Origin of the sequence: Methylohalobius crimeensis 10Ki, from assembly GCF_000421465.1 — a bacterium.
Lineage (GTDB): Bacteria > Pseudomonadota > Gammaproteobacteria > Methylococcales > Methylothermaceae > Methylohalobius > Methylohalobius crimeensis.
In genome coordinates, this window is record NZ_ATXB01000001.1 from 17,553 (window position 1) to 44,009 (window position 26,457).

The window sequence follows — 26,457 nt, forward strand, 5'->3', positions numbered from 1 at the left end:
TCCTTATTCCTCCTCGGTTGTGTTTTCCCGCGCACCGATTAAGATGGGCCCATCGAAAATAAGTTCAGGGCGAAGCGATGACCAATCCCTTACTCGAAACCCAAGAATTTCCCCGGTTCTCCGAAATCCAGCCGGAGCACGTGGAACCGGCCGTTACCCGGATCCTGGCGGAAAACCGCGAACGGGTGGCGCGTCTGCTGAGGGAGGATCGGCAATATACCTGGGAGAATTTGATTCGGCCGCTGGAGGATATGGACGACCGCTTGGACAAGGCCTGGTCGCCGGTGCGGCATATGAACTCGGTGGTTAATACCGAGCCTTTGCGCCAGGCATACAACGCCTGCCTGCCCAAGCTGAGCGAATACGCCACCGACCTGGGCCAAAACCAAGCCTTGTTCGAGGCTCACCGGGCCATCCTCGAAGGCGATGAATTCAAGCGTTTCGATGCCGCTCAGCAGAAGATTCTCCGCGATGCCCTGCGCGATTTCCAGTTGGCCGGGGTGGCCTTGCCGGCGGATAAAAAGGCCCGCTTCAAGGAGATCGAGCAACGCTTGTCCAAGCTCTCCAGCCAATTCGAGGAAAACGTGCTCGATGCCACCCATGCGTGGACCAAACATATCACCGAGGAATCCCGGCTGGCCGGTCTGCCCGACACCGCCAAGGCGCTGGCCCGCCAGGCGGCGGCTTCCCGGGATCTGGACGGTTGGCTGCTGACCCTGGAGTTTCCGTCCTACGTCGCGGTGATGACCTACGCCGAGGACCGGTCTTTGCGACGGGAAGTGTACGAGGCTTTCGTGACCCGGGCTTCCGATCAAGGTCCCAACGCTTGCCGCTGGGATAATTCCAAGGTTATGGAGGAGATTCTGAGCCTTCGCCACGAGAAGGCGCAACTGCTGGGCTATGCCAACTTCGCCGAATTGTCCCTCGCCACCAAGATGGCCGACACCCCCAAGCAGGTGCTGGCATTCCTGCTGGAGCTGGCGGAACGCTCCAAGCCGGTGGCGCAGCGGGATTTGGACGAGCTGCGCCGATTCGCCCGCGACCGCCACGAGGTCGAGGCGCTGGAAGCCTGGGACCTGATGTTCTATTCGGAAAAACTGCGTCAGCATAAATTCCAGCTCTCCCAGGAAGAGGTCAAGCAATACTTTCCGGCGACAAAGGTGGTGCCGGGGCTGTTCCGGGTGGTGGAAAAGCTGTACGGTTTCCAAATCCGGGAACTGGAAGGCGTGGATGCCTGGCACCCGGAGGTGCGCTGCTACGAGATCCGCGACCGGCAAAACGAGGTGCGGGGGCGCTTTTATTTGGATCTTTACGCCCGGCCCAAAAAACGCGGCGGAGCGTGGATGGACGAGTGTATCGCCCGGCGTCGCTTGGAGGGCCAGGTCCAAGTGCCCATGGCCTTCCTCACCTGCAATTTCTCCCCGCCGTCGGGCGACGATCCGGCGCTCTTGACCCATGACGAAGTGCTCACTTTGTTTCACGAATTCGGCCACGGTCTCCATCACATGCTGACCCGGGTGGATTATTCCGGGGCTTCGGGCATTCGCGGCGTGGAATGGGACGCGGTGGAGCTCCCCAGCCAGTTCATGGAAAACTTCTGTTGGCAAAAGGAAACCTTGGGTTTGATTTCCGGTCATTACCGCAGCGGCGAACCCCTGCCCGACGAGCTGTTCGACAAAATGCTCGCGGCCAAGCATTTCCAGTCGGGGATGATGATGGTCCGGCAGCTGGAGTTTTCTTTGTTCGATTTCCGCATCCACCTGGAATACGATCCGGATCAAGGCGGGCGGATCTACCCGATTCTGGACGAGGTCCGCGAGCAAGTGGCGGTGTTCAAGCCGCCCCGCTTCAATTGCTTCGCCCACGGCTTTTCCCATATCTTCGGCGGTGGTTATGCGGCGGGTTACTACAGCTACAAATGGGCCGAGGTCCTTTCGTCCGACGCTTTCTCCCGCTTCGAGGAGGAGGGGCTTTTCGATCCGGCGATCGGACGCGCGTTTCTCGAACACATCTTGGAGCGGGGAGGCAGCCGCCCGGCTCTGGAGTCTTTCGTCGCTTTCCGCGGCCGCGAGCCGAAAATCGACGCCCTCCTGCGCCACAGCGGAATCGTGACAGAAACATGAACCAGGCTGTGTTGACATGGATAAATTCCGCTAGAAATCAAGAGCCGGCGAGAACACTCCGGGACACGCTGTGAATACCTCCCTGTACGCTCGAATCGCAGCGTCCTGCTGCGAACGGTCCCGGAGCGTTCTCACCGGCTCCCGCTGAATGTCGACAGATCCAGAGAACGACAAAATGGATTCAACGTTCGTCGAACATTTGTCGTTGCATCGTTACGAGATTCCGTGAGCAATTCGCTGCATGGACAGGATAGGCAAGGGGTGGAAAACAGCGACCTCGAAAAGCTGAAAATCGACCGCAGCGCCCAAAGGACGGCCGGCCGATTTCGGCGGCGCATCCCGTGGCGCTTTGTTTTCTTCGCCTTGGCGGTCTTGCTCGGCGTCGCTGCGGCGATGCGATGGTTCTCCCGAGGGATCGAAGTGGACACCGCCACGGTCAAACGCGTCTATCCGTCTCAAGCCTATACCCTGCTCAGCGCCACCGGCTACGTGGTGCCCCAGACCAAGGCGGACGTGGCATCCAAGGCGACGGGACGGCTCGAAAGACTCGACGTGCAGGAAGGCAGTCACGTCAAACAAGGCCAAGTAATCGCGGAGCTGGAAGACGAGGACGTGGTCGCCGGCAGGAAACAGGCCGCCGCGAATATCCGTCTTGCCGAGGCGGAAGCGAGGGAAGCGCGGGCGGAGTTGGTCGAGTCGGATTTGCGTCTGCGCCGGGCCAAAGCCTTGATCGAGAAAAACTTCATTTCCCAGCAGGCGCTGGATGCCGAGATCGCCCGCAACGATCGGGCCCGGGCCGCCCTGAACAGCGCGCGCGCCCGAATCGCCGCGGCCCGGGCCGAATTTGAAGCGGCCCGGGTCGCCGAGGAGTATACTCGCATCCGGGCGCCTTTCGACGGCATTATTTTGACCAAAAATGCCGATATCGGCGATGTGGTCGCCCCCTTCTCTTCGTCGATCGACTCCAAAGCGGCGGTCGTGACCATGGCGGATATGGATACCCTGGAAGTGGAAGCGGATGTATCGGAATCCAATCTCCTCAAGGTCGAGGTCGGTCAGCCGTGCGAAATCGAACTCGATGCCCTGCCCGATCGCAAGCTCCGGGGTCGGGTCAACCGGATCGTGCCGACGATCGACCGAAGCAAGGCCACGGTTCTGGTCAAGGTGAGCTTCGTCGACAAAGACGAGCGCCTTCTGCCCGATATGAGCGCCAAGGTGGCGTTTCTATCCAAGCCGTTGTCCGCCGAGGAGCGCAAGCCCCGAAAAGCCGTTCCGTCCGCGGCGATCGTCAAAAATCCCGGCCCCTCGGTATTTGTGGTGGAACAAGCGCGGGTCAAGCGGGTTCCGGTGGAGACCGGTACAGTGTTCGAAGAGCTCATCGAAATCCGGCGAGGTCTCGAATCGGGCGACGAAGTGGTGGTCGATCCACCCCCGAACCTCAAGGACGGCGCCCGAATACGCGAGCGGTCGGATTGATGCCCCCCATTGTGGAGATTAAAAAATTGAGCAAGCACTACCGGCGCGGCAATCAGATCGTGCCGGTACTGGAAAACATCGATCTCTCCGTTGCCGAAGGCGAGTTTATCGCCCTCATGGGTCCTTCGGGATCGGGCAAGAGCACCCTGCTCAATTTGATCGCCGGCCTCGATTCCCCCAGCGGCGGTTTTCTCCAAGTGGCCGGCACCGATATCGCCCGCTTGACCGAATCGGAACTGGCCCACTGGCGCGCCGCCCATGTGGGAATCGTTTTCCAGTTCTACAACCTCATGCCGGTTCTGACCGCCTTCGAGAACGTCGAGTTGCCGCTGCTGTTGACCGGTCTGTCCCGGCGCGAGCGCCGCGAGCACGTGGAATTGGTGCTCAAGCTGGTGGGGCTTGAGGATCGCATGGATCACATCCCGGCCCAATTGTCCGGCGGGCAGCAGCAGCGCGTGGCCATCGCCCGCGCCGTGGTGACCGATCCGGCCATTATCGTCGCCGACGAACCCACCGGCGATCTCGACCGGGTCGCGGCCGAAGACATCATGGCCTTGCTCGCCCAGCTCAACGCCATGGTGGGGAAAACCGTCATCATGGTCACCCACGATCAGCGCGCGGCGGAAAAAGCGCACATCGTGCGGCATCTGGACAAGGGGGTTTTGAATGATAAGGCGGGTCTAAACGCCTAGAAACCGTTGATATTCTCGGAAGGGAGCCGGAGAGAGTGCTCCGAGACACGCTGTAAATACCTCCGTGTACGCTCGAATCGCAGCATCCATGCTGCGAACGATCCCGGAGCACTCTCTCCGGCTCCTAAAAAGCGTTGGGAATGACTTATCCACATGCCCATGGTTGAGGGAAAACGACGCGGGACAATGGGATTATTCATCAAGCTCGTTATCAAAAATACCTTGCGTCACGGTCTGCGCACCGCGTTGACCCTGGCCGGGATTCTCATCGCGGTCATGGCCTTTGTTCTGCTTCGCACCGTGGTGGACGCCTGGTATGCGGGCGCCAATGCCACCTCGGCCAAACGCCTGGTGACGCGCAACGCCATTTCGCTCGTGTTTCCCCTGCCCTTGAGTTATTTAAATAGAATTCGCCAGGTCGACGGCGTGGTGGCGGTGACCTATGCGAACTGGTTCGGCGGGATTTACATCGACGAAAAGAATTTTTTCCCCCAGTTCGCCATCGACGAATCCAAATATTTCGATATTTACCCCGAATACCTCCTCGATGAAACGGAGCGGTCGGCTTTTTTGCACGACCGCATGGGGGCCATCGCGGGGCGTAAGTTGGCGCGACAATACGATTGGGAAGTGGGGGATGTGATCCCCATCCGAGGCACCATCTATCCGGGAACCTGGAGCTTCGTGCTGCGTGGCATCTATCGGGGCGTTGATAAAACCACCGACGAGACCCAGTTTTTCTTCCACTGGGATAATCTCAACGAAACCCTCAAGCAGCGCGGTGCGCCGGGGATCGACAAAGTCGGCATCTATATCGTCGAGATTGAGGAGGCCGACCGGGCCGCCGAAATTTCCGCCGCCATCGACCGCCAATTTGAGAATTCCCTCGCCGAGACCCTCACGGAAACGGAAAAAGCGTTCCAGCTCGGGTTCGTGGCCATGTCCGAGGCGATTCTGACCGCCATCGAGGTGGTGTCCCTGCTCGTGATCGGCATCATGCTCGCGGTGATGGCCAACACCATGGCCATGACCGCACGCGAACGAAAGCGCGAATACGCCGTACTCAAGGCGCTGGGATTCGGCCCTTGGTTCATCGCCGCCCTCATCGGCTGCGAATCGCTAATCATCTCCTCGCTCGGTGGGGTTGCCGGCATCGCCGCATCCTATCCCTTGGCCGAGGCGTTCGCGCTGCAGATGGGGACCTTGTTTCCGGTGTTCGAGATCTCTTCAATGACTGTGCTGACGGCGCTGGCCACCGCAATCGGGGTCGGAATCGGGGCCGCCGTGTTTCCGGTCTGGCGCGCGGTCAAGGCGCCCGTCGGTCAGGGACTCGGCGCGGTCGGCTGATGAAGACGAACATTCCCTATCTCTATTCGGTGAAAAGCTTTTGGGCCAGAAAAGCGACCAACGGTCTGACCGCCGCGGGCATGGCGCTGGTGGTCTACGTTTTCGCCACGGTGTTGATGCTGACCGAAGGGCTCGAACGAACCCTGGTAGCGACGGGGAGCCCAAACAATGTGATGGTCACCCGGCGGGGCGCCGAAACCGAAATTCAAAGCGCCGTCACTCGGGAGCAGGCGAATATCATCGCCAGCTATTCCGAGATCGCCCGCGGGCTCGACGGCGAAGCGCTCGTTTCCAAGGAATCGGTGGTCCTCATCGCCTTGCCCAAACGCGACACCGGCAAACCGTCCAACGTGACGATCCGAGGATTGTCACCCACCGGATTCCGGTTGCGGCCCAGGGTCACCCTCGCTGAAGGGCGCTGGTTTCGCCCCGGTACCTCGGAAATCGTCACCGGCAATAAAATCGCTGGAGGTTTCAGGGGGGCGAGGTTGGGCGAACGTATTCGCTTCGGTCTGCGCGATTGGACTGTGGTTGGTGTCTTCGATGCGGGTAACACCGGCTTCGGCTCGGAAATCTGGGGCGATGCCCAGCAGCTCATGCAGGCCTTCCGGCGGACGGACTATTCTTCTCTCATCTTCAAGCTCGCCGATCCGTCCCGCTTCGAAGCGGTGAGGGAGCGGATCGACGCCGATCGGCGACTGCCGCTGGAAGTCGAGCGGGAAAGCGTCTTTTATGCCGAGCAATCGGAAATGATGGCGAATTTTCTCAACATCCTGGGACTGACCCTGAGCTTCATCTTTTCCATCGGCGCCGTGGTGGGCGCCGTCATCACCATGCACGCATCGGTGGCAAGCCGAACCCGGGAGATCGGAACGCTGCGGGCGTTGGGATTTTCCCGCGTCAGCATCCTCGCCGCCTTCCTGCTCGAATCGCTGCTCATCGGGACGGTGGGGGGCGTCGTCGGCATCGTTTGCGCTTCCATCATGCAGTTTTTGACGCTCTCCACCATGAACTGGCAGACCTTCGCCGAAATCGCCTTTTCCTTCACCCTGACCCGTCCCATCATCGTCAAAGCCCTGGGGTTCGCCCTTGGCATGGGGCTTGTCGGCGGTTTCCTGCCTTCGCTCCGGGCCGCGCGAATGGACATCGTCGATGCGCTCAGGGCGGAGTGAATCCACTTTATAGCGGCAGCCACCATGGAGAAGATGGTTAGATTGCCCATCTAACTCGAACAGCTCTTCATTTCGTTGGTAAAACCCGATGAGCAAAAACACGAAGGGCGGCGGAAATGATGCTGCGTATAGGCGTTTGTCATTTCTTGGATAAGCACTCCCGGATCTTGCGAGTAGACCAGGCGCGCCCCGCTATCCTTTTTGAAACTGGCGACGATCTCGGGGATTTGTTCGGTGATGCCGCCGGTTCCTTCCAGAATTCCGATGAGCTTGCCCTCGTCATAGGCGATGGCGAATTCGCCCAGGGTTCCGGAGCGTCCTCCCAGGATCACGACCATGTCGCTGGAACGGATATTGGTGACTTCCCTTCCCATCAGGCCGCTGCCGGTATAGATGATGACGTCGTAGACATCCGCCGGAGATCGGTATTTCAACAGATGCTCGTCCAGGCTGAGGGCGGGAGAGATGCCGATTGATGCTCCTCCCTGCTGATAAGCTCCACGGGCGCATTGGTAGGGCAGGCCCGGACAGGCGCCGGTGATTAATGCCAGTTGTGCTTGAGCAATGTATTGTCCCAAAGAGAAAGCCTTGGCTCCGACGGCTTCCGGAATTTGCTCCGCAGCCGATCCCATGACACCGACCGTCAGGCGCATGGCCGATACATCGGGGGCGTGCTTTTCCGGTTCCTGTAAAAAGCGTTCCTGGCACCCGGGAGAACAGAAGTAGTACAGCCTGCCCCGGTAAATCTCCGTGGCCTGCGCCTCCCGGGGGAAAATCTGCATCCGACAAACGGGATCCAAAACCATCTTCACACCTCCGGATTAAGCCTTTTCGGTTTCAGCAACACTCTCGTCGCCGTCCTCCTCACTCCCGGAAAAAACCTCGCAGAATCCCTGGGGCGGAACATCCAGGGCGGCGTTGAACTTGCTGGAAAGATTCTGGAAGGTGATCAGACCCGTCAGTTCGACGACGGCGTCTTCGTCAAACCAGGTCCTGAGCCTCTCCACCATCCGGTCATTCACCCCGAAGTCGGGGTAAGTCATCGCCTCGGTATATTCCAGGACTGCCTTTTCCCGCTCGTCGAACGAATCGCTCTCCCGCCAGTCGGCCACCGCCCGCACCTTCTCCTCGGAGCCGGTGCGTCGGGCGAGGAGCCAGGAATTGATATCGATGCAAAATCGGCAGTGATTGATCTGGGAAACCCGGACCGTCACCAGGCAGCGCAGGACGGAATCGATCGGCGAGCGCCTGCGGTCGAGAACGCCATAGAGCAAAGCAACCGCGGCGAACAGCTTGGGCACCCGCCCCCATAACAGGCCGGGCACGAGCACCTGGCCGTATTTGCGCTTCTGGTTCCAAAAGAACGGCCGCAGCCACCAGGGATAGCGGTTCAGGGATTTGGGCTGGATACGCATGGGGCATTACCTCAAATAAGCCTCGGACGCATAGCGGCGCATCATCCGATGACTGTTGAAATAAGCGGCATTTTTGCTGATTGCCTGCTTCATCACACCAATCCAGCCGGAAGGATTTTGGTAATACAAGGGAAGAACTGATTTTTCCAGTTTCTCGTAGAGGGCCGCCGCATCGTCGTGGCCGGCACCGCCATCGCCGATGGCCCAGCCGGTCACCCCTTCGATGCACCCTTCCACCCACCAGCCGTCCAAAACGCTCAAGCTCGGAACGCCGTTGAACGCGGCTTTCATGCCGCTGGTGCCGGAGGCCTCCCGGGGCGGCAACGGGGTGTTGAGCCAGAGATCGCAGCCGCCCGTGAGGGCCAGGGCGATCTCCAGATCGTAGTCGGGCAGGAACGCCATGGGTATGGTGCCGGAAAGCTCCCCGATGTGACGATGAAGCTGTTCGATCAGGCGCTTTCCGTCCGCATCCCGGGGATGGGCCTTGCCGGCCAGAACGATCTGTATCGGCATCGATCGGGCGATCGCCTTCAGCCGCTCCAGGTCGGTGAACAACAGATCGGGGCGTTTGTAGGCGGTCATGCGGCGGGCAAAACCGATGATGGGAGTATCCGGGGACAGTTCGATGCCGCACAACTCTGTGGCCTTGTCGATCAGGATCTGTTTAGCCTGTTGGTGGGCTTCCCGGATATCGGCATCGGCCAGACAGCATTCGGCCCGCATCAACAGTTCCGGCTGGTGGCACCAGCCGGGAAGGTGACGGTTGTAAAGCGTTTTGAAAGGCTGCGAGGTCCAGCGGAAAGGATGGACGCCGTTGGTGACGGCGTGAACGTGATAGCCGGGGAACATCTTCCGGGAAACCTCGGCGTGGCGTTTGGCCACCCCGTTGATGTATTCGCTCAGGTTCAGGGCCAGCCGGGTCATGTTGAGCCGGTCCTCCCCGCCGAAATGTTTGAGCGTTTGTCCATCGACGATTGCTCCCAGCAGGCGTTCGACGAGAGAGTAGTCGAATTTATCGTGACCCGCCTCCACCGGGGTATGGGTGGTGAAGATGCATAGATCCCGAACCCGCGGAATGTCATACTTCGGCTCACCGGGACGCACTTCCTCGGCGGAATAGGCGTAACGGCGCAGAAGGTCCACCGTCAGCAAGGCGGAGTGGCCTTCGTTCATATGGTACTGGCGGATCTCGAATCCCAATGCCTGAAGCATCCGCATGCCGCCGATCCCCAGCACGATCTCCTGCTTCAGCCGGTAGTCCTGATCGCCGCCGTACAAGTAATGGGTGATGGTGCGGTCCTCGGGGGTATTCTCATCCAGGTCGGTATCGAGCAGGATCACCGGCTGGCGGCCGTTCATATGCCCTTTCAGGACATACAGCCAGCCGCCCACCCACACCTGCCGGCCTTCGATGGTCACCGCCACCTTGGCCTCCAGGGGGCAGGTGAAATCGGCCGGATTCCACCCGTCGGGCTGTTCGGTCTGGCGGCCGTCGGCGTCGATTTCCTGGCGGAAAGACCCGCCCCGGCTGACCAGGGTCACCGCCACCATGGGGATTTCCAGATCCGCCGCCGAGTAAAGGGTATCGCCGGCGAGCACCCCCAGCCCGCCGGCGTAGGTAGGAATCTCGTTTTGCAGGGCGATTTCCATGGAGAAATAGGCGACGCGGGGTTGGTGGATGAATGCATCAAGCATGTCCGGCCTCCTCTGAGTTAATGATTACAATCTGACCCGCCTGAGCCTGAGCGCGTTGAGCACCACCGACACCGAGCTGAAGCTCATGGCCGCGGCGGCGATGATCGGCGAGAGCAGAATGCCGAAGAAGGGATATAGCACGCCGGCGGCCACCGGCACGCCCAGGGCGTTGTAGACGAAGGCGAAGAACAGGTTCTGGCGGATGTTGCTCATGACCGACTCCGAGAGGCGTCGGGCCTTGGCGATGGCGCGCAGATCCCCCTTCACCAAGGTAATATCGGCGCTTTCCATGGCAATGTCGGTGCCGGTCCCCATGGCGATGCCGGTGTTGGCCTGGGTCAGGGCGGGTGCGTCGTTGACCCCGTCCCCGGCCATGGCGACGATTCGCCCTTGGGTTTGAAATTTTTTCACCATTTCGGTCTTGTCCTCCGGCAGCACCTCCGCAAACACCTGCTCGATGCCCAGTTTGGCCGCCACCGCCTCGGCGGTAGCGCGACTGTCGCCGGTGGCCATCACCACTTCCATGCCTTCGTCGGAAAGGATCTTCAAGGCTTCCACGGTGGTTTCCTTGATCGGGTCGGCCACGCCGATGAGGCCTGCGGGATCGCCGTCGACGGCGACGAACATGACCGTTTGTCCTTCCCGGCGCAGCTCATCGGCGCGAGAGGCAAGGTCGTCCAGGGAGACGCCTGTTTCATCCATCAATTTTTGATTGCCCAGGACCACCTTATGTCCATCCACGCGGCCGGTTACCCCGCGCCCGGTGACCGATTGGAAATCGTCCGCCGACAGGAGTTTCACTCCCCGCTCTTCGGCGCCCCGGACGATGGCCGCCGCCAGGGGATGTTCGCTGGCGCGCTCCAGACTTGCCACCAGGGTCAGCAAACGCTTCTCGTCCATGCCGGCCGCTTCCACGGCGACCAGTTTGGGCCGGCCCTCGGTCAAGGTGCCGGTCTTGTCCACCACCACCGTATCCACGATTTCCATGGTTTCCAGCGCGCGGGCGTCCTTGACCAGGATACCGCCGTGGGCGCCCCGCCCCACGCCCACCATGATGGACATGGGAGTGGCCAGCCCGAGAGCGCAGGGACAGGCGATGATCAGCACCGCTACCGCATTGATGACGGCATGGGCCAGGCGCGGCTCGGGACCCCAAATATTCCAGGCGATGAAGGTTACGATTGCCACTCCGATCACGGCCGGCACGAACCAGGCCGCGACCACGTCGGCCAGCCGCTGGATCGGCGCCCGGCTGCGCTGGGCCTCCTCGACCTGGCGGACGATTTGGGCCAAAAGGGTGTCGGAACCGACTTTCTCGGCCCGGATCAAGAGACTTCCGGTGCCGTTGACGGTGGCGCCGGCCACTTTGTCTCCGGGACCTTTTTCCACCGGAATCGATTCTCCGGTGAGCATGGATTCGTCCACGCTGCTGTGGCCTTCGATTACCTTCCCGTCCACCGGGATCTTCTCGCCCGGCTTGACCCGGAGGCGGTCTTCCACCCGCACTTGTTCCAGCGGGATGTCCTCGGTCTCGCCGCTGTCCGATTTGACCCGGTGGGCGACCGGCGGGGCCAGCCCCAAAAGTTCCTTGATCGCGGTGCTGGTCCGGCTGCGGGCCTTGAGCTCCATCACCTGACCCAACAGCACCAGCACGGTGATGGCGACTGCCGCCTCGAAATAGACCGGCACCAGGCCTTCGGCGGTGCGCAGGGTGGCAGGGAAGAGATCGGGAAACAGGACCGCGACTGTGCTGTAGGTCCAGGCCACCCCGATCCCCAGCGCGATCAGGGTGAACATGTTGAGCCGCCAGTGCACCACCGAGTGCCAGCCGCGCACGAAAAACGGCCAGCCTGCCCACCAGACCACCGGCGTGGCCAGCATCAGTTCGATCCACTGCAGCCTCCGGGCGGTCAATGCGGGGGGTAAAATGTCGGCGATGAGGTCGTGGCCCATGGCCAGCACCACCACCGGCAAGCCCAGGACCAGGCCGATCCAGAAGCGGCGGTTCATCGCCGCCAGCTCCGGGTTTTCCTCCTCCTCGGCTGACCGAGCCTCCTCCGTTCGCGGTTCCAGGGCCATCCCGCATTTGGGGCAGCTGCCCGGTTCATTTCGAACGATTTCCGGGTGCATGGGGCAGGTATATTCGACTGCCTTGGCTTCATATTCCCGGACCGGTTCCAGCGGCCGGCCGCATTCGGGACAGTAACCGGGCCGGTCCGAGCTCACATCCGGGTGACTCGGGCAGCGGCACACGGTACGGCAAGTACACCCCGGCGGCATGGGCTCGGAGGGCGTTCGCGACCCCCCTCCCTGGCCCTCCCCCCGCTGGGGGGAGGGTTGGGTGGGGGAAGCCGGCCGGTGGAAGAAGTTATACAGCGGCACCCAAATGAGCGCGAAATACCATCCGTAGGCGTAGCTTTCCGCCAATCCGAGAAAGAAACTCGGCCAACTCAGCCAGGTAAAACCCGGCAGCAGCTTCTGCCAGCTCAAGTAAAGCTGATGTTCTGGAAACAGCAGGCAGCAGATCACACAGAGGGTGTAGGAAAGCGCCAGAAACAGACTGGTCGCATGTCCTGTGGCGGTCAGGGAAATTTCTCGTTTCATCGGGTTCTCCTTTGCCGGGATGTTCGTGGGACTCAAGGAGCGGTTTTTGGCGTGGGTTCTTGCCATTGGATCACCAGGCTGTACATTACCGGAAAGATCAGCAGGGTGGTGATCATCACCGTGGTCATTCCGCCGAGGACAGGCACGGCGATGGGGCGGGCCAGGTCGGAGCCGGTGCCGCTACTCAAGAAGATGGGCACCAGCCCTAGAATGGTGGTGATAGCAGTCATCACCACCGGACGTACCCGAAGCGCGGTGGCCTCTTCCACGGCGGTGCGGATTTCCCGGACGGTCAAGGGCGCGTTTTTCGCTTTGCGCCGCTCGTCCACTTCCACATCGATGTATTTGAGCAATACGGCGCCGGTTTCCGCGGCGGTGCCGGCCAGGGCGATGAAACCGGCCACCACCGCTACCGAGAGATTGAAGCCGTAAAGCCAGCCCAGCCAAATGCCGCCGATCAAACCGAAGGGGACGGTCAGCATGACCAACAAAGGTTCGGTGAAGTTGCGGAAAGTGAAATACAACAACAGGAAAATCAGACCCAGGGTAATCGGAATAACCAGTTGTAGGCGCTTGGCCGCTCGCGCCATGTATTCGAACTGGCCCGACCAGCTGAGGGTGTATCCCGGTGGAATCTTCACCTGCTGCGCCAACACTTGCTTGGCCCGGGCGACGAAACCGCCGATGTCCGAGGTGTTGATATCCACGTAGATCCAAGCGTTGGGACGGGCATCCTCGGTCTTGATCACCGGCGGTCCGCGCCGCAGTTTCAGCTCCGACACCTGGGACAGCGGGATCTGGGCGTCGGTGGGGGTATGGATCAACACCCGCTCGAGCATCTGCAGATTGTCGCGGTAGGCGCGCGGGTAGCGCAAGTTGACCGGATAACGTTCCAGTCCCTCTACGGTCCAGGTGATATTCATGCCGCCGATGGCGCTCTGGATCACGTCCTGCACGTCGCCGACGGTGAGACCGTAACGGGCCGCCTGGTGGCGGTCGATGGCGAAATCGACGTAATAGCCGCCCACCGCCCGGTCACCGAAGGCGGAGACGGTTTCGGGCAGGTCTTTCATGGTGCGCTCGATGGCTTTGGAGAGCCGTTGCAGCTCGCTCAAATCGGGCCCCGAAACCTTAATCCCCACCGGGGTCTTGATTCCGGTGGAGAGCATGTCGATGCGGGTCTTGATGGGCATGGTCCAGGCATTGGCGATGCCCGGGAAACGGATTGCTTGGTCCATTTCCTGCATGAGCTCTTGGGTGGTTTTGTCGGGATTGGGCCATTTCGACTTAGGCTTGAGGCGCACGGTGGTCTCGATCATTGACAAGGGCGCGGGATCGGTGGCGGTTTCGGCGCGCCCCACCTTGCCGAATACATGATGGACCTCGGGAAAGGTTTTCAGGATCTTGTCGGTCTGCTGCAGGATTTCCTTGGCTTTGGTGATGGAGACGCCGGGAAAAGTGGTGGGCATGTAGAGGATATCCCCCTCGTCCAAGGGCGGCATGAATTCGCTGCCCAGTTGGGAAAAAGGATACCAGGTCGAAGCCAGAATCAGCGCCATGACTCCCAAGCTCATCCAACGATGGCGCATGGCAATCTTCAAAATCGGAGCGTGCAGAGCGTGCAATAGGCGGATAGTCGGGTTTCTGTTTTCCGGAAGGATTTTTCCCCGGACGAAATAGCCGAGCAGCACCGGTACCAGGGTGACGGTCAGCACCGCCGCCACCAACATGGCGTAGGACTTGGTGAAGGCGAGCGGGGAAAACAGCCGCCCTTCCTGGGCCTGAAGGGCAAGGATGGGCAGAAACGCCACCATGATCACCAGGAGCGAAAAGAACAGCGCCGGCCCTACTTCCCGCGCCGCCTCGCCGATGACTTGCCAGTGTTCCGAGGGGGTCAGTTTTGACCCCTTGCTTTTTTCCGCCCGGGCCAGGTGTTTATGGGCGTTCTCCACCATGACGATCGCTCCGTCCACCATGTCGCCGATGGCCACCACGATGCCTCCCAGGGACATGATGTTGGCGCTGAGCCCTTGCCACTTCATGAGGAGTAAGGCGCCCAGCACCCCCAGGGGCAGGCTGATGACCGCCACCAATGTGGAGCGGACATGAAGAAGAAATAGGCCGATGATCAGGCTGACGATCAGAAGCTGCTGCGCCAAAGCTGTCTGGAGGGTGGCTACCGCGCGTTCGATCAGGTCGCCGCGGTCGTAGACCGGTACGATCTCCACCCCTTCCGGCAGCCCTTGTTTGAGTTCTTCCAGCTTTTCGCGCACCCTTTGGATGGTGGCGAGCGCGTTCTCACCGAAACGCATCACCACGACACCGCCGGCTACCTCGCCTTCCCCGTTCAATTCCGCCAGGCCGCGGCGCAGCTCGGGACCCAGATGGATGTTGGCCACGTCCCGGAGGAGGATCGGCGTGCCGTGGGCATCCACCCCCACTGGGACCGCTTTCAGATCATCCAGGGATTGGATATAACCCAGCCCGCGCACCATGTACTCGGTTTCAGCCATCTCGATGAGGCGCCCGCCCACGTCGTTGTTGGAGCGCTGGATCGCCCGCTTGACCTTGGCCAAAGGGAGGTTGTAGGCCAATAGCGCGGTGGGATCGACCTCCACCTGATACTGTTTGACGTAACCGCCGATCGAGGCCACTTCCGATACGCCGGACACCGTCTGGAGAGGATAACGCAAATACCAATCCTGGAGTGAGCGTAGTTGGGCCAGGTCATGCTTGCCGGATCGGTCCACCAGGGCATACTCGTAGACCCAGCCCACGCCGGTGGCGTCCGGGCCGAGGGTGGGAGTGACCCCTTCCGGCAACCGACCGGCCACGTAGTTGAGATACTCCAGCACCCGGCTGCGGGCCCAATACAGGTCGGTGTCGTCCTCGAAGATGATGTAGACGAAGGAAAATCCGAAGAAGGAATAGCCGCGCACCACCTTCGCTTTGGGCACCGCCAGCATTGCCGTGGTCAGGGGATAGGTGACCTGATCCTCCACCACCTGGGGGGCCTGGCCCGGATATTTGGTGAACACGATCACCTGAACGTCGGAAAGATCGGGAATGGCGTCCAGCGGAATGGTGCGCACCGCCCACGTTCCCCCCGCCAGCAGCAATACGGCGGCGATGAGGACCAGAAAGCGGTTCTTGAGGGAGGCGTCGATGATTTTTTCAATCATGGCCGTCTCCTTTAGGCTTGGTGAGTTTGCGCATGGCCTCGTTCAATTCGGACTCGGAATCGATCAAGAATTGACTGGAGACGACCACTTTCTCCCCCTCGGCCAAACCTTCCAGTACCTCTACCCGGCCGTTGGAGGGCACGCCCACGGTCACTTCCCGGGGCTCGAAGCGGCCCGGTCCGGCGACCACGAATACGTGGTTTTTGGTCCCGGTGCGAAGCACCGCTTCCGAAGGAATGGACAGGACGTCCGGCTTGGGCCGGGTATGGATGGTTGCGTTGGCGAACAAATCCGGCTTGAGGAGCAGATCGGGATTGGGAAACTTCAGCCGCACCTTGACCGTGCGGGTTTGAGGATCGGCATAGGGGTAGATATAAACCACCTTGCCCCGGAATACCCGGCCGGGCACCGCGGTCAGGCGGATTTCCGCCGGATCGCCGACCTTGACCCAGGGCAGTTCGTATTCGTAGATGTCGGCATAGACCCACACCTTGCTCAGATCCGCCACGTGATAGAGCTCCGTCTTGGGGGTGACGTATTGGCCTTCGCGCACCCCCACGTGAACCACGTAACCGCTTAAGGGGGTATGGATGTGAAGGCTCTTCATGATCTCGCCGGTCTGTTCCAGTTGGCGAATTTGATGCCGGGGCACATCCAATAGCTCCAGGCGCTCGCGCGAGGTTTTCACCATTTCCCGCGCTCCCCGGCGGATATCCTTGAAGGGGCTGTCCTCCAGCACTTTCAAGCTCTTGAGCGCCAACAGATATTCCTGTTCGCTGGCCACCAATTGCGGGGAATAAAGACTGAGAAGCCGGGTGCCATTGCGGACGAATTCCCCGGTTTCGCTGGCGTAGACTTTCTCGATCCAGCCCTCGGTTTTGGGGTGGAGGCGGGCCAGAAGATCCTCGTTGTAGGTGACTCGGCCCACCGTTCGGATGGGATGGGCAAAGTCGCGCCGAGTTACTTCGGCGGTGCGGACCCCGATGTTTTGCACCACCGTAGGATCGATCACCACCGTTCCCGGCGGGCCGGATGAAGCCGGTGTCTCTCCACAACCGGGCGGATAGACCGGTACGTAATCCATGCCCATCTCGTCCTTGGCCGGCGTTTTGGAGGTAATGTCGGGGTTCATGGGATGGCGATAGAACTTCGGTGCGCACTCGGCGCTTTTCTCGGAAACCGTCGTGGTCGGTTGTTCTCCATGCCTGACCGCCAGCCAATAACCGCCTCCCAGGCCAAGCCCCAAAGCGAGCAGGGCAATCAGGATCCATTTAATCGGCATGGTGCTTCTCTCCGTTTTTCTCCCCCCTCCCTGGCCCTCCCCCCGCTGGGGGGAGGGTTGGGTGGGGGGCAATTCCACCGACGGCGGCCCAAAGTGTCGCGCGTGCCTGGCGGGCGTCGGCCAGGGTCTTCCAGTATTGGATTTGGTAGTTGTAGAGGGTGATCTCCGCCGACACCAGATTGAGGAAATCCACCTTGCCTACCTGGTAACCGGCGAGCATTGAGGCCACCGTCTGGCGGGCCTGGGGAATGATGCCCTGATCGAACAAAATGACTTGTTCGCGGGCGCGGCGGTAATCGGCCAGGGCCGCCGAGATCTCGGCGCGCACTTGGTTCCAGACGTCCTGCCACTGGAACTGTTCGCGGATCAGCTCGCTTTGCCGCTGATCCACCGCTTTGGCTTGTTTGCGGGAAAAGTAGAGCGGGACGCTCATGCTCAACTTCAAACTCAAAAAATCGGGGCGGCTGGTGCCGTCTGGATTCTGGCCGCTGCGGAAGCCGTGGAAGGCGCCTACTTTGAAGTCGGGAAGCAATTCTTTTTCGGCCAGTTCAACCCGGGATCGCGCCGCTTCGATCTGGTTTTGAAAACGGGCCAGAAGCGGTCTGGATTGCTCTGCGAGGGTGAACAGCACTTTCTCCGAAGGCGCTTGGTCCAGGTGCGGTTCCACCTTGTCGGGCAGTTGCACGGCAGCATCGGCGGGTCGATCGAGAAGCGCGTTCAAGCGCGCCGTTTCCTGAGTTCTGAGGCCTTTCAATTGCAGCTGCCGATCCAACAGCCGCGACAGTTCCAGTTGCGCCAGCAGCACGTCCTGCTGAAGCCCTTGACCGACCTTGTATTTGGTTTGGGCGATCTCCACGAACTGGCGCAAAAGATCCTGGTTGGCGGTGATGATCTCCAGCGCCCGATCCAAATAGAACACCCGCCACCAGAGCTTCTCCACGTCGCGCAGGAGCCGGAGCCGCCTTTCTTCGACGGCATCACCCGCCGCTCTCGCTTCCCACTCGGCCGCCTCTTCCCTAAGCCTCAATTTGCCGGGAAAGGGAATCGCCTGACTGATTCCGAACTGCAATTGGGTCATGGGCTCCTGGGGGATATCGAAAGTATCCACGGGCAGATTCAACGCGTTGAAGCTGACTTCGGGGTCGGGCAAGCTCCCAACTTGCGAAGGCACCGCTTTGAGCGCTTGGTAGCGGGCGCGGATGGCGGCCAGGGAGGGGTTGGCGCGTTCCGCCCGCGCCAGCGCGGCCGCCACCGTGAGCGGCTCGGCCCGGCGCTCCTCGACGGCGACCGCGGTACCTCCAGCCAGCAGCGCCAGGCCGATCAATAAAAACCATTTGAGAAACATGGATATCCTCGCATAAGACACAACGATTCGGTTTTACAAGAAACAAACCGATTCTCCTGCCGGCTTCCGCCGGTCATGCCGTCAAGCGAGGATTCGGGGCGGTTTGTGCGGCGGAGGCAGAGTGATTTCGAGGGCGGGGTGATTTGCACCACGCATACGGCTGAACGTCAACGGTGGCGGCACCATCTCCCAAGCGGAAATTGGCACGGCAACCGAACAGCCGGCACTGCATGCCCCGTGGTGGGTTGCGCAGCCCGGCGAGCAATGGGGGCACGGCGGCATAGAGGCAAAGCGTGGAGAAGCGGAAACGATGACGATGCCGGGAGATGCCGTCCGAATGGACTGGATTGGTTGCGGCGAATGCCCTGCGGTCTCGTGGAGGAAGATTCGGGGGTTACGATTCTCCGGCACTAACGGGTCCTGCCCGCCGGCGAAAGCGACGTGCGGGTTTCCCAGCCAAATCATCAGAAGGGGCAAGCCGATTTTCAGTGCTGCCAAGCAGAGTCTCGCCACTGCATCCATCTCAGGATAACTAAGTTGATTAATTGTAGCCCTCTCCTATTCCCTAACGCAATTTGTTGCCCGGTCAGTTGGCCTGATGAGGTGATTAATGCATAAATAGACATTGAAATGCAATTAAGAACAGTTATCATTTGCATGCAATCTTGTGTTTTAAATAATAAGGACTTTTCCCATGTTAAATCGATCAGTACATTTTGTCTCCCTATGCGCTTGTTTGTTCATCCTGCCCGCGGTCGGACAGGCCCAGGTCCGAGAATATTACCTGGCGGCCGAAGAAGAAATCTGGGATTTCGCTCCCACCGGGCAAAATCTGGTGCATTGCTATCCGGAAGCCGAGCCGTGCGCAATCCCGAAACCCTGGACCGACAGCCACAGCTTTCCTGTTACCCGATTCATCCAATATACCGGCGCCGATTTCCAGACACCGGTTACTCAGCCGGAATGGTTAGGCATTTTGGGTCCCATTCTGCGTGCCGAGGTGGGGGATGTGATCCGGGTGCATTTCTGTAACCATTCCAACCGTCCGACCGGTCTACATCCCCATGGCCTGCGCTATACCAAGGACCAGGAAGGGGCCCACTATTCCGGCGTCAACTCCGGGCAGGGACCGGGCCTGGGGGCGGCCATCCCCCCGGGCGAATGCTTCGACTACGAGTGGCAGGCCGACGCGGAAAGCGGTCCTTCTCCCGGCGAATCGAGCTCCAAAGTCTGGTGGTATCACTCCCATATCCACGAACCCACCGATGTCAACGAAGGGCTCCTCGGGCCGATCATCGTGACCCGGGAAGGCTGGGCCCGGCCGGACGGAAGCCCTAAAGACGTGGATCGCGAGTTTGTGACCGCATTCTTTATTCATGACATGGCGGAAGGAGAAGAGCCGGGCCTGATGCACAGCATCAACGGCTATATTTTCGGAAATCTCAAAGGATTGATCGCCCAATACGGAGAAACCGTTCGCTGGCATGTTCTCGGCATGGGCAACGAAGTCGATCTCCATACGCCTCATTGGCACGGCAAGACCGTCAAAGTAGGACGATGGGGAGTGCGGCGGACGGACGTGATCTCGCTGCTTCCGGCCGAGATGATCAGCGTCGATATGACCGCGGACAATCCCGGCGAGTGGCTATATCACTGCCATGTTTCCGATCACATCGACGCCGGCATGGTGACGACTTATCAAATTTTGCCGCCGGGGGTGATGCTCGATCAATAAGCCGTTTTTATCTATAAAATCGACATGGAATGACGAAAAAAGCCTTGCCGGTTTCAGCCGGTAAGGCTTTCCCCTGTTTTGCTGCTTTCCTACTTTTTGCTGGTGAAGCAGGAGATGCTACTACCGGCCCCGTCAAGATCCAGAAGGTGCTGACCAATAACGGCAAGGAGTTCACCACTACCCTGGAACGCAATACCCAGCTTTACCTGCATCCTATCCCCCAGCGTACCCTCCAGCATCAAACCCCGATGCAGACCATGGCGCAGTGGTATAAGAAAACCCCCAAATTGTTTAAATCACCCGTTAATAATCTCGCGGGCCTTGACACACAACAAGTATCACTCTCCCGGTAGATTTTGGAGATGAATTTGCCATTTTGATAGTGGTAAAAACCCGACAAAATGTGGCTATACTGATAAACGAGTCTAGATCAACGCATGTATTACGGTTGGTTCGAGGATCATTTGAATAGTTCAATCCAAGGATGACATGAATCTGGTGCCATTTCCCATCATCAAATATATGCTTGCATGCTGTTTGCTCGCGGCGAGCGGCATTGCGCTTTCAGGTGTTGAAAACCGTGCCGCTGGCGAAGCCGCAGCCTTCGAAGTATTGCTTGAGGCCATTCATGCAAAATTTCAGAAGCTTCCCGCCCCAACCACCGATAGGGCCGACGGTCACGCGATTTTCACTCATCCCTGCTCGTTCCCGCTGCCCGCGCCGCAACGGTTCGAGGCTCGAGCGTTGCGCGCCGAGGCCGATGACCTGAGGAATGACCTAGGGTTGGAGTTGCGCGGCCGCATCGCTTCCGACACTGTAACCGACAACGAAAATCAGCAGGCCTCCAGGGGCTATTTGGAATTATCCTGGGATTTACTCGAGGAAGGTTTCTTAGAAAACCGTGCTCAGGCGCGTGCTTTGAAGGCCAGAGCACAATTACTGGAACTCAGGGACGAAACCAACCGAATCAGAAACACTCAGCGCTGTGTGCAGCAGCGATTGGGCAAAGTTTTCGCGGGCTATACCGCTCGTATCCTGGCCTTGAAATTGGCGTTGATGGAGGCGATTTACCAAATCGAAAAACGCGCCTATTTCAAGGGTTGGCGCCGTTATGACGAGTTGGTGGTCAGCGATTCTGAATTGAAGCTCGCCCGCCACGAACTCAGTTACCTCTACGGTTCGCCTTATTTCGATGACGCGATCGGCACAGTGATAAATCCTCCCGCTATCGATATCGACATGGAAAAATTGATCGCGAACATACGCGCGGACGATGTGTCAGTTCGGCAAGCGCAACTGGAAAAGGAAATCATACGGCAGCAACAATTGGCTCGGAAAGATAACCAGGTGCGTTTTTTTTTGCGCGACAGTGTCTTGTCTCAAAATTCACTGGACCCTACCAATATAGCGGTCGGGGTAAGATTTCAGATACCCCTAGCGCGGAAATCGGATGCCGCTCTGCGTGAGCGTTACCACGCCTTGGATGAACGGAAGAAATTACGGCTTTGGGAGAGAGTGGCGCGAGTGCGCGAGATCTACGACGACGTGCGTTTTCAACAGAAACAATTGATTAAGCAGCATGCCCGTTTTTTGCGCGCCGAAGAGCGCTTGCGCCAAACCTTGACCGAACTGAAACTGGGACGGCGAGACCTCTTGCCATTGGCCGCCACTCGTCTTCGAACCATCCTGGATGCCGGATACGAGTTGATTCAGGCCAAACAATCCTTATATCAGCGCGTCAATCAAGTATTTGCCGCTGCCGGTGTATCGGTGAAGCCCGAATTTATCCATCCTTTGGACACCCGTTTCGAGGACCACCGAGCCAGAACCGGCCATAGAAGCCTTTATGTCTGGTCGAAAGCGTTCAATACTCAATCCAATGAGCGTATTCTCTCTCTTGTACGCGCCCAGGGAATCGAGGAGGTTTTGCTTAGCGCGGGTAAATCGGTGAACAAGGACAAATTCGAAGCGTTTATCCGAGAGGCCCAGATCGCTGGTGTAACGGTTACATCAATTCTCGGAGCCAACGAATGGATTTTCCCCGAAAACCATCGACGAGCGGCGTTGGATGTCGCGATCAAAGCGGAACAGACCCGGCGCCTGCATCTGGATATCGAACCGCATACGATGCCCGGCTATCACGATGACGAAGCGCGCTATTTGCATCATTATCTGAGTTTGATGCGGACCCTACGTCAGATCATAGGCGAACGTTTTCTGAGCGTATCCGTGCCGGTGCATTGGCCCGAGTCGGTTTACCGTGAATTGGTGAAGTATGTGGATCAGGTTTACCTGATGGCATATGGCTCGGCCGATGCGGACACCATCGGACGGAGGCTCCAGAACGCGTTAAAGGCTATCCCCAAAGAAAAGCTGGTAATCGCCTTAAACCTGCCGGATTTTCAGGACGCCTGGATGCTGGAACAAACCATCATCCACCTGTATGGCGGTTTACAAGTGGATCGTTACGCCCTGCACAGCCTCAAGTATTTTCCCGCTTTATTTGCCGGGTCGGCGGACGAACCACGCCCGTCAGGGTGGCGTACAGGGAGGTACAATCGTCAGGAAAGACGATTTGCACAGCCGCAGGCTGCCCGTCAGGGTGGCGTACAGGGAGGTACGCCATGAAACTAAGAAACCGCAATCAAAATTTTTTGAACACCTTGCCGGAAGGTACCGCAAAAGTCAGTCGAACATCGAAAGTCCTGCATTGGGGGTATTTTCTCCTGCTGGCATTGCTACTGGTTTATCTTGGCCGTTATGTTTATCTGCGCCTCACTCAGATCGAAGGTTACGGGGAGGTGGTGATTGAGCGGAAACCTTTGGCTGCGGTGCGGGGTGGACGCATCGGAGCCTTGTCGGTGAAGGAAGGCGAGAAGATACATGCAGGGCAAATGTTGGTGAGAATCGACGCCCAGGAGACCTGTTTGCCCCCGGAAGAGACCAAGTTGTTGCAAGCCGAGTACGACATTCAACAAAAACGCGCCCACCTGGAAACGCTCCAGGCCAAATGGCGGGATCTCCATAGTGAAAGAATGCTACGCCGGGCCTTGGAACTGGACGACAGCCTCCGCCATGACGAGCGTGAACTACCCTATCAAATCGCCTTGCTGAAAAAAGAGCTCATCCTGCAAAAGGAACATCTCAACCGCCTGCGCATGGCCAGACAATCCATGCCGCCGGCTACCGAATGCTTGCCCCAGTGGATCGAGTCGCCTGTTTCCGGCCGGGTGAATCGGGTGTTGAAACATCCCTTCGAGGTGGTCAAGACGGCCGAAACCGTCCTGATGGTAGAGCCGGCGGAAGCCGATGTAATGATCGAAGGATATCTGAGCAAATACGATTTCAAGTCTTTGTTCGTGGGCAAGGAAATGACCGTGTTATTTCCGGATGAGAAAACTGGCAAGGGTCGTATCGTAGCCATTCATTCGGCGGCATATGCCTTTCCCGAACGAAAATGGCAGGAATACGAGCCCGCCGACAGCCCCCTGCGTGTCACTATTGCGCCGGAAGGCCCGGGGGAGGCGAAGAAATGGAGAGCTTATAACTTGTTGCGGGTTGAACTTCGGGGGGCTCAAATATGACAAACCGGCAGGACGGCCGATTTGGACACTCTTCACTCCGCCAGAAGGGTGCGAGCCCGGGAAGACGAAGTATCAGGCGAGCGTGCTGGCTGGGGACGACGGATGATCCGGCTTTGCCAGCCAATAAAGTATTTATCAGCGGGGATGCGGGACAGGCCGCTCGCCAGGAAAATGTGGCATTTTGGCTGGTGGACGCAACCTCGGATGAGGTCGAGGTTCGCGACGAGGTGGCTGATCTGCGTCGGCATGGGCAGCCGTCGGTTTATCTGAGGCCGATTGTTCTTATCGCTCGCCCCGGATTCAAGCGACGCCTAGGTCAAGACGAAACCGTGTCCGTTTCGGATCTGGACGAAGCCATGATCGATCGTTTGGTGGCTCGGTTCGAATCGGTCAACCAGTGGTTGGACCAAGTCGCACAGATTGGAGACGGTCCCGATACCAGCTTGATGTTCCGGGTGCTGCGCATGCTGGCCAGTCGCGGAGAGGAAGTCGATCCAGTGCGCGATGCGGGGGTATTGTCCGGCTTCAGCTATCCCTTGCTGGAAGCGCTGACCGACGGGGATTCGGACAGCCTCTTGCGCGTCTTGGAAATGCTGGAAACCCAACGGTTGATTGTTGGCCAATTCGCGACCAAAGCGTTTTTTTGCGTGCATTGTGGCTGCGCCTTCCTGAATTTCAAGGAAATCTGTCCGCAATGCCAGGCCGAGGATTTAGATCAGCATGAATTAATCCATCATTTTCGTTGCTCTTATGTGGGCGAGAGGGACGAATTCGGACAAGGCGAGGAAAAAATTTGTCCGAAATGCGAGCGCAAACTCAAGCATATCGGTGTCGATTACGACAAACCTTCCACCATCTATCGGTGCAACCGTTGCCGTCACAGATTTCAGGAACCATTAATCGTCACCGAGTGTTATCACTGCGGCCGCCGCACCGAACCGGAACATCAACTCCTGCGTGTAATCAAGTCGTACCGAGTGACTGCCATGGGCGATAACGCCGCGCTTTTCGGTCTGGATAACCTGTTTTCCAAAATGTTGGAGCCCAGCTTCCATCTGATGGGTCAGGCCGAATTCAGGCACTTTCTCCAAATCGAGAAGGAACGCATTCATCGCTACCAAATTTCGGTGAGCACGCTGGTATTCATTTATCTGGACGTGGAGGCGCTGTATCTGCAATTGGGGGCGAAGGCTCCGCGCTTGTTCGAGGAGTTGACCGGTTTGTTCAAGACCTTGCTGAGGAAATCCGATCTCATCACGAGCCATAATGAATCCTTGTTCGTGTTGCTGTTGGTGGAAACCTCGGAAGATGGAGCAAAAACCGCGCTGGCGCGCTTCACCGAGGCGGTCGATCGGATGATCCATCATAATCTGGGCCACCCCATGACGATCACCAGCCGAATCGAGCCGGTTCGGTATGAAACCGACCTGAAACGAAGCCTGGATCAATTCCTGGAGCGCTGATGTTTCTAGACCGGGCTTTCGCCTTCCTGTATGGCCTCGATCCTCACCGACTGATCGAATATTTCTGGCCCTTTCTATTGTTCGATTTCGTGCGTTATCTGGGGCTCGATCTTTTGATCGTGTTCGTGTATCTGCCCCGTCGCTGGTGGCAACGTACGCGGGGGCGCCGGCGGGCACTGGCCAAGTTATATCGGCTGTACCCTTTGGTTTCGATCATCGTGCCGGGAAAGAACGAAGGCGAACATATTCCGCGCCTTGCGGTTTCCTTGCACCAGCAAACCTATGGAAACTATGAATTGATCATCGTCGATGACGGCTCGGACGATCATACCGAAACCATCTGCCGCCGGTTGGAACGTGAAGGCGCGATCGACCGCTTCATCCGTAACGAGTTCCGAGGGGGCAAGGCTTCAGCCGCCAATACCGCGCTTGCCTATGCCAATGGCGACTACATTATTCATATCGATGCCGACTCCCATCTGGATGATCGGTCCATCGAAACCATCCTGCTGCCATTTTTCATGGATGCCCAAGTGGGAGCGGTCGGCGGCGATGTGCGCGTGGCTAATTCCAAAACCAGTCTCGCCACGCGGCTTCAGACCATTGAATATATGAAGTCCATCTCCACCGGTCGGACCATCGCCTCCCTGCTAGGATTGCTGCGCATTATCGCCGGCGCGCACGGGGCGTTCAGGAAGGATATCCTGAAAAGGTTGCATGGCTGGGATGTGGGGCCGGGTCTGGATGGCGATATCACCTTGAAAATCCGCAAACTGGGCTACAAGGTGGTACACGAACCCCAGGCGATTTGCTACACCAATGTGCCTTCCCGCTTCGCCAAGCTGGCCCGCCAACGGTTCCGCTGGGACCGGTCGCTGGTGCGTTTTCGTTTGCGCAAGCACCGGGATTTATTGTTTCCGGGCCTACGGTTTAATTTCTTCAATTTTCTGACCGTGGCCGACAATGTGTTTTTTAACCTGTTGCTGAATTTCAAATGGTGGGCCTATATCGCCCAGCTGCTTTTGATCTCACCGGTCGAGGACAAATTGGTATACATCGTATTCCTCAATTATGTTTTTTATTTGGGGATGAATATCGGGGAATACGCGATCGCCGCGCTCATTTACGGTGCCACCATGTCGGTCCGGGAATTGAAAGTCTTGCCATATCTGCCATTGATGCCGTTTTATACCGGTCTGTTTATGAGAACGGTCAGAAGCTATGCCTATCTGATGGAGCTGATCGTCAAGTCTTCGTATTATGATCGCTGGAATCCGTGGAAAGTATCCAGAATATCCAAGCAGGAAAGAATGTAAGCACTTCTTTTATATCGATTCTTCCC

At 58.7% G+C, this 26,457-nt stretch carries 18 protein-coding genes; 11 read left to right on the forward strand and 7 right to left on the reverse strand.

All coding sequences use genetic code 11. The features are described from left to right. Window positions 1–77: 77 nt before the first annotated feature. From prlC to H035_RS0100145, 5 genes are all read left to right on the forward strand, one after another. On the forward strand, window positions 78–2,123 hold the full coding sequence (prlC, locus tag H035_RS0100125) for an oligopeptidase A (protein WP_022946987.1): 2,046 nt from the start codon (window positions 78–80) through the stop codon (window positions 2,121–2,123). Window positions 2,124–2,348: 225 nt separating this feature from the next. Beyond that, window positions 2,349–3,599, forward strand: a complete 1,251-nt coding sequence (locus tag H035_RS0100130; RefSeq protein ID WP_200861509.1) for an efflux RND transporter periplasmic adaptor subunit — start codon at window positions 2,349–2,351, stop codon at window positions 3,597–3,599. A gap of 26 nt (window positions 3,600–3,625) precedes the next feature. Further along, window positions 3,626–4,291 carry an ABC transporter ATP-binding protein gene (locus H035_RS0100135; protein WP_235044520.1) on the forward strand — a complete coding sequence of 222 codons (666 nt, stop codon included), beginning with the start codon at window positions 3,626–3,628 and terminating at the stop codon, window positions 4,289–4,291. Between the two features lie 186 nt (window positions 4,292–4,477). Further along, window positions 4,478–5,638: an ABC transporter permease gene (locus tag H035_RS0100140; RefSeq protein WP_022946990.1), complete on the forward strand. Its 1,161-nt coding sequence runs from the start codon at window positions 4,478–4,480 to the stop codon at window positions 5,636–5,638. Continuing rightward, a complete protein-coding gene (locus H035_RS0100145) occupies window positions 5,638–6,810 on the forward strand; it encodes an ABC transporter permease (protein ID WP_022946991.1) in 1,173 nt (390 codons plus the stop codon). The genes H035_RS0100140 and H035_RS0100145 overlap by 1 nt, the downstream gene beginning before the upstream one ends. Window positions 6,811–6,860: 50 nt before the next feature. On the opposite strand, the gene H035_RS17430 is transcribed toward H035_RS0100145, so the two are convergent. The 7 genes from H035_RS17430 to H035_RS17435 are packed head-to-tail and all read right to left on the reverse strand — an operon-like array spanning window position 6,861 to window position 18,333. Further along, the gene (locus H035_RS17430) at window positions 6,861–7,616 is read right to left on the reverse strand and encodes an SLOG cluster 4 domain-containing protein (RefSeq protein WP_022946992.1); all 756 of its coding nucleotides are present in this window, start codon (window positions 7,614–7,616) and stop codon (window positions 6,861–6,863) included. Between the two features lie 15 nt (window positions 7,617–7,631). Beyond that, window positions 7,632–8,225, reverse strand: coding sequence for a carboxymuconolactone decarboxylase family protein (locus H035_RS0100155; protein ID WP_022946993.1), 594 nt, complete (start codon window positions 8,223–8,225; stop codon window positions 7,632–7,634). 6 nt (window positions 8,226–8,231) lie between these two features. Further along, a complete protein-coding gene (gene glgP / locus H035_RS0100160; RefSeq protein ID WP_022946994.1) occupies window positions 8,232–9,920 on the reverse strand; it encodes an alpha-glucan family phosphorylase in 1,689 nt (562 codons plus the stop codon). 24 nt (window positions 9,921–9,944) lie between these two features. Further along, window positions 9,945–12,524, reverse strand: a complete 2,580-nt coding sequence (locus H035_RS0100165) for a heavy metal translocating P-type ATPase (protein ID WP_022946995.1) — start codon at window positions 12,522–12,524, stop codon at window positions 9,945–9,947. A gap of 32 nt (window positions 12,525–12,556) precedes the next feature. Continuing rightward, window positions 12,557–15,706, reverse strand: a complete 3,150-nt coding sequence (locus H035_RS0100170; RefSeq protein WP_022946996.1) for an efflux RND transporter permease subunit — start codon at window positions 15,704–15,706, stop codon at window positions 12,557–12,559. Further along, the gene (locus H035_RS0100175; protein ID WP_022946997.1) at window positions 15,699–16,988 is read right to left on the reverse strand and encodes an efflux RND transporter periplasmic adaptor subunit; all 1,290 of its coding nucleotides are present in this window, start codon (window positions 16,986–16,988) and stop codon (window positions 15,699–15,701) included. Before H035_RS0100175 ends, H035_RS0100170 begins: the two co-directional genes overlap by 8 nt. Continuing rightward, window positions 16,978–18,333: a TolC family protein gene (locus tag H035_RS17435; protein ID WP_022946998.1), complete on the reverse strand. Its 1,356-nt coding sequence runs from the start codon at window positions 18,331–18,333 to the stop codon at window positions 16,978–16,980. The genes H035_RS0100175 and H035_RS17435 overlap by 11 nt, the downstream gene beginning before the upstream one ends. A gap of 694 nt (window positions 18,334–19,027) precedes the next feature. On the opposite strand from H035_RS17435, the gene H035_RS0100185 reads away from it, so the two are divergent. From H035_RS0100185 to H035_RS0100210, 6 genes are all read left to right on the forward strand, one after another. Then, complete coding sequence (locus H035_RS0100185; protein ID WP_022946999.1) at window positions 19,028–20,068, forward strand: multicopper oxidase domain-containing protein; 1,041 nt, start codon at window positions 19,028–19,030, stop codon at window positions 20,066–20,068. A 29-nt stretch (window positions 20,069–20,097) separates the two neighbouring features. Continuing rightward, window positions 20,098–20,421 carry a hypothetical protein gene (locus H035_RS0100190; protein ID WP_022947000.1) on the forward strand — a complete coding sequence of 108 codons (324 nt, stop codon included), beginning with the start codon at window positions 20,098–20,100 and terminating at the stop codon, window positions 20,419–20,421. 136 nt (window positions 20,422–20,557) lie between these two features. Beyond that, the gene (locus H035_RS0100195) at window positions 20,558–22,696 is read left to right on the forward strand and encodes a hypothetical protein (protein WP_022947001.1); all 2,139 of its coding nucleotides are present in this window, start codon (window positions 20,558–20,560) and stop codon (window positions 22,694–22,696) included. Continuing rightward, entirely contained in the window at window positions 22,693–23,652 is a 960-nt protein-coding gene (locus tag H035_RS0100200) for an HlyD family efflux transporter periplasmic adaptor subunit (protein WP_022947002.1), read from the forward strand. Before H035_RS0100195 ends, H035_RS0100200 begins: the two co-directional genes overlap by 4 nt. 113 nt (window positions 23,653–23,765) lie before the next feature. Next, entirely contained in the window at window positions 23,766–25,115 is a 1,350-nt protein-coding gene (locus tag H035_RS17440; protein WP_022947003.1) for a TackOD1 domain-containing metal-binding protein, read from the forward strand. Then, entirely contained in the window at window positions 25,115–26,431 is a 1,317-nt protein-coding gene (locus H035_RS0100210; RefSeq protein WP_022947004.1) for a glycosyltransferase family 2 protein, read from the forward strand. The genes H035_RS17440 and H035_RS0100210 overlap by 1 nt, the downstream gene beginning before the upstream one ends. The last annotated feature ends 26 nt before the right edge of the window (window positions 26,432–26,457 follow it).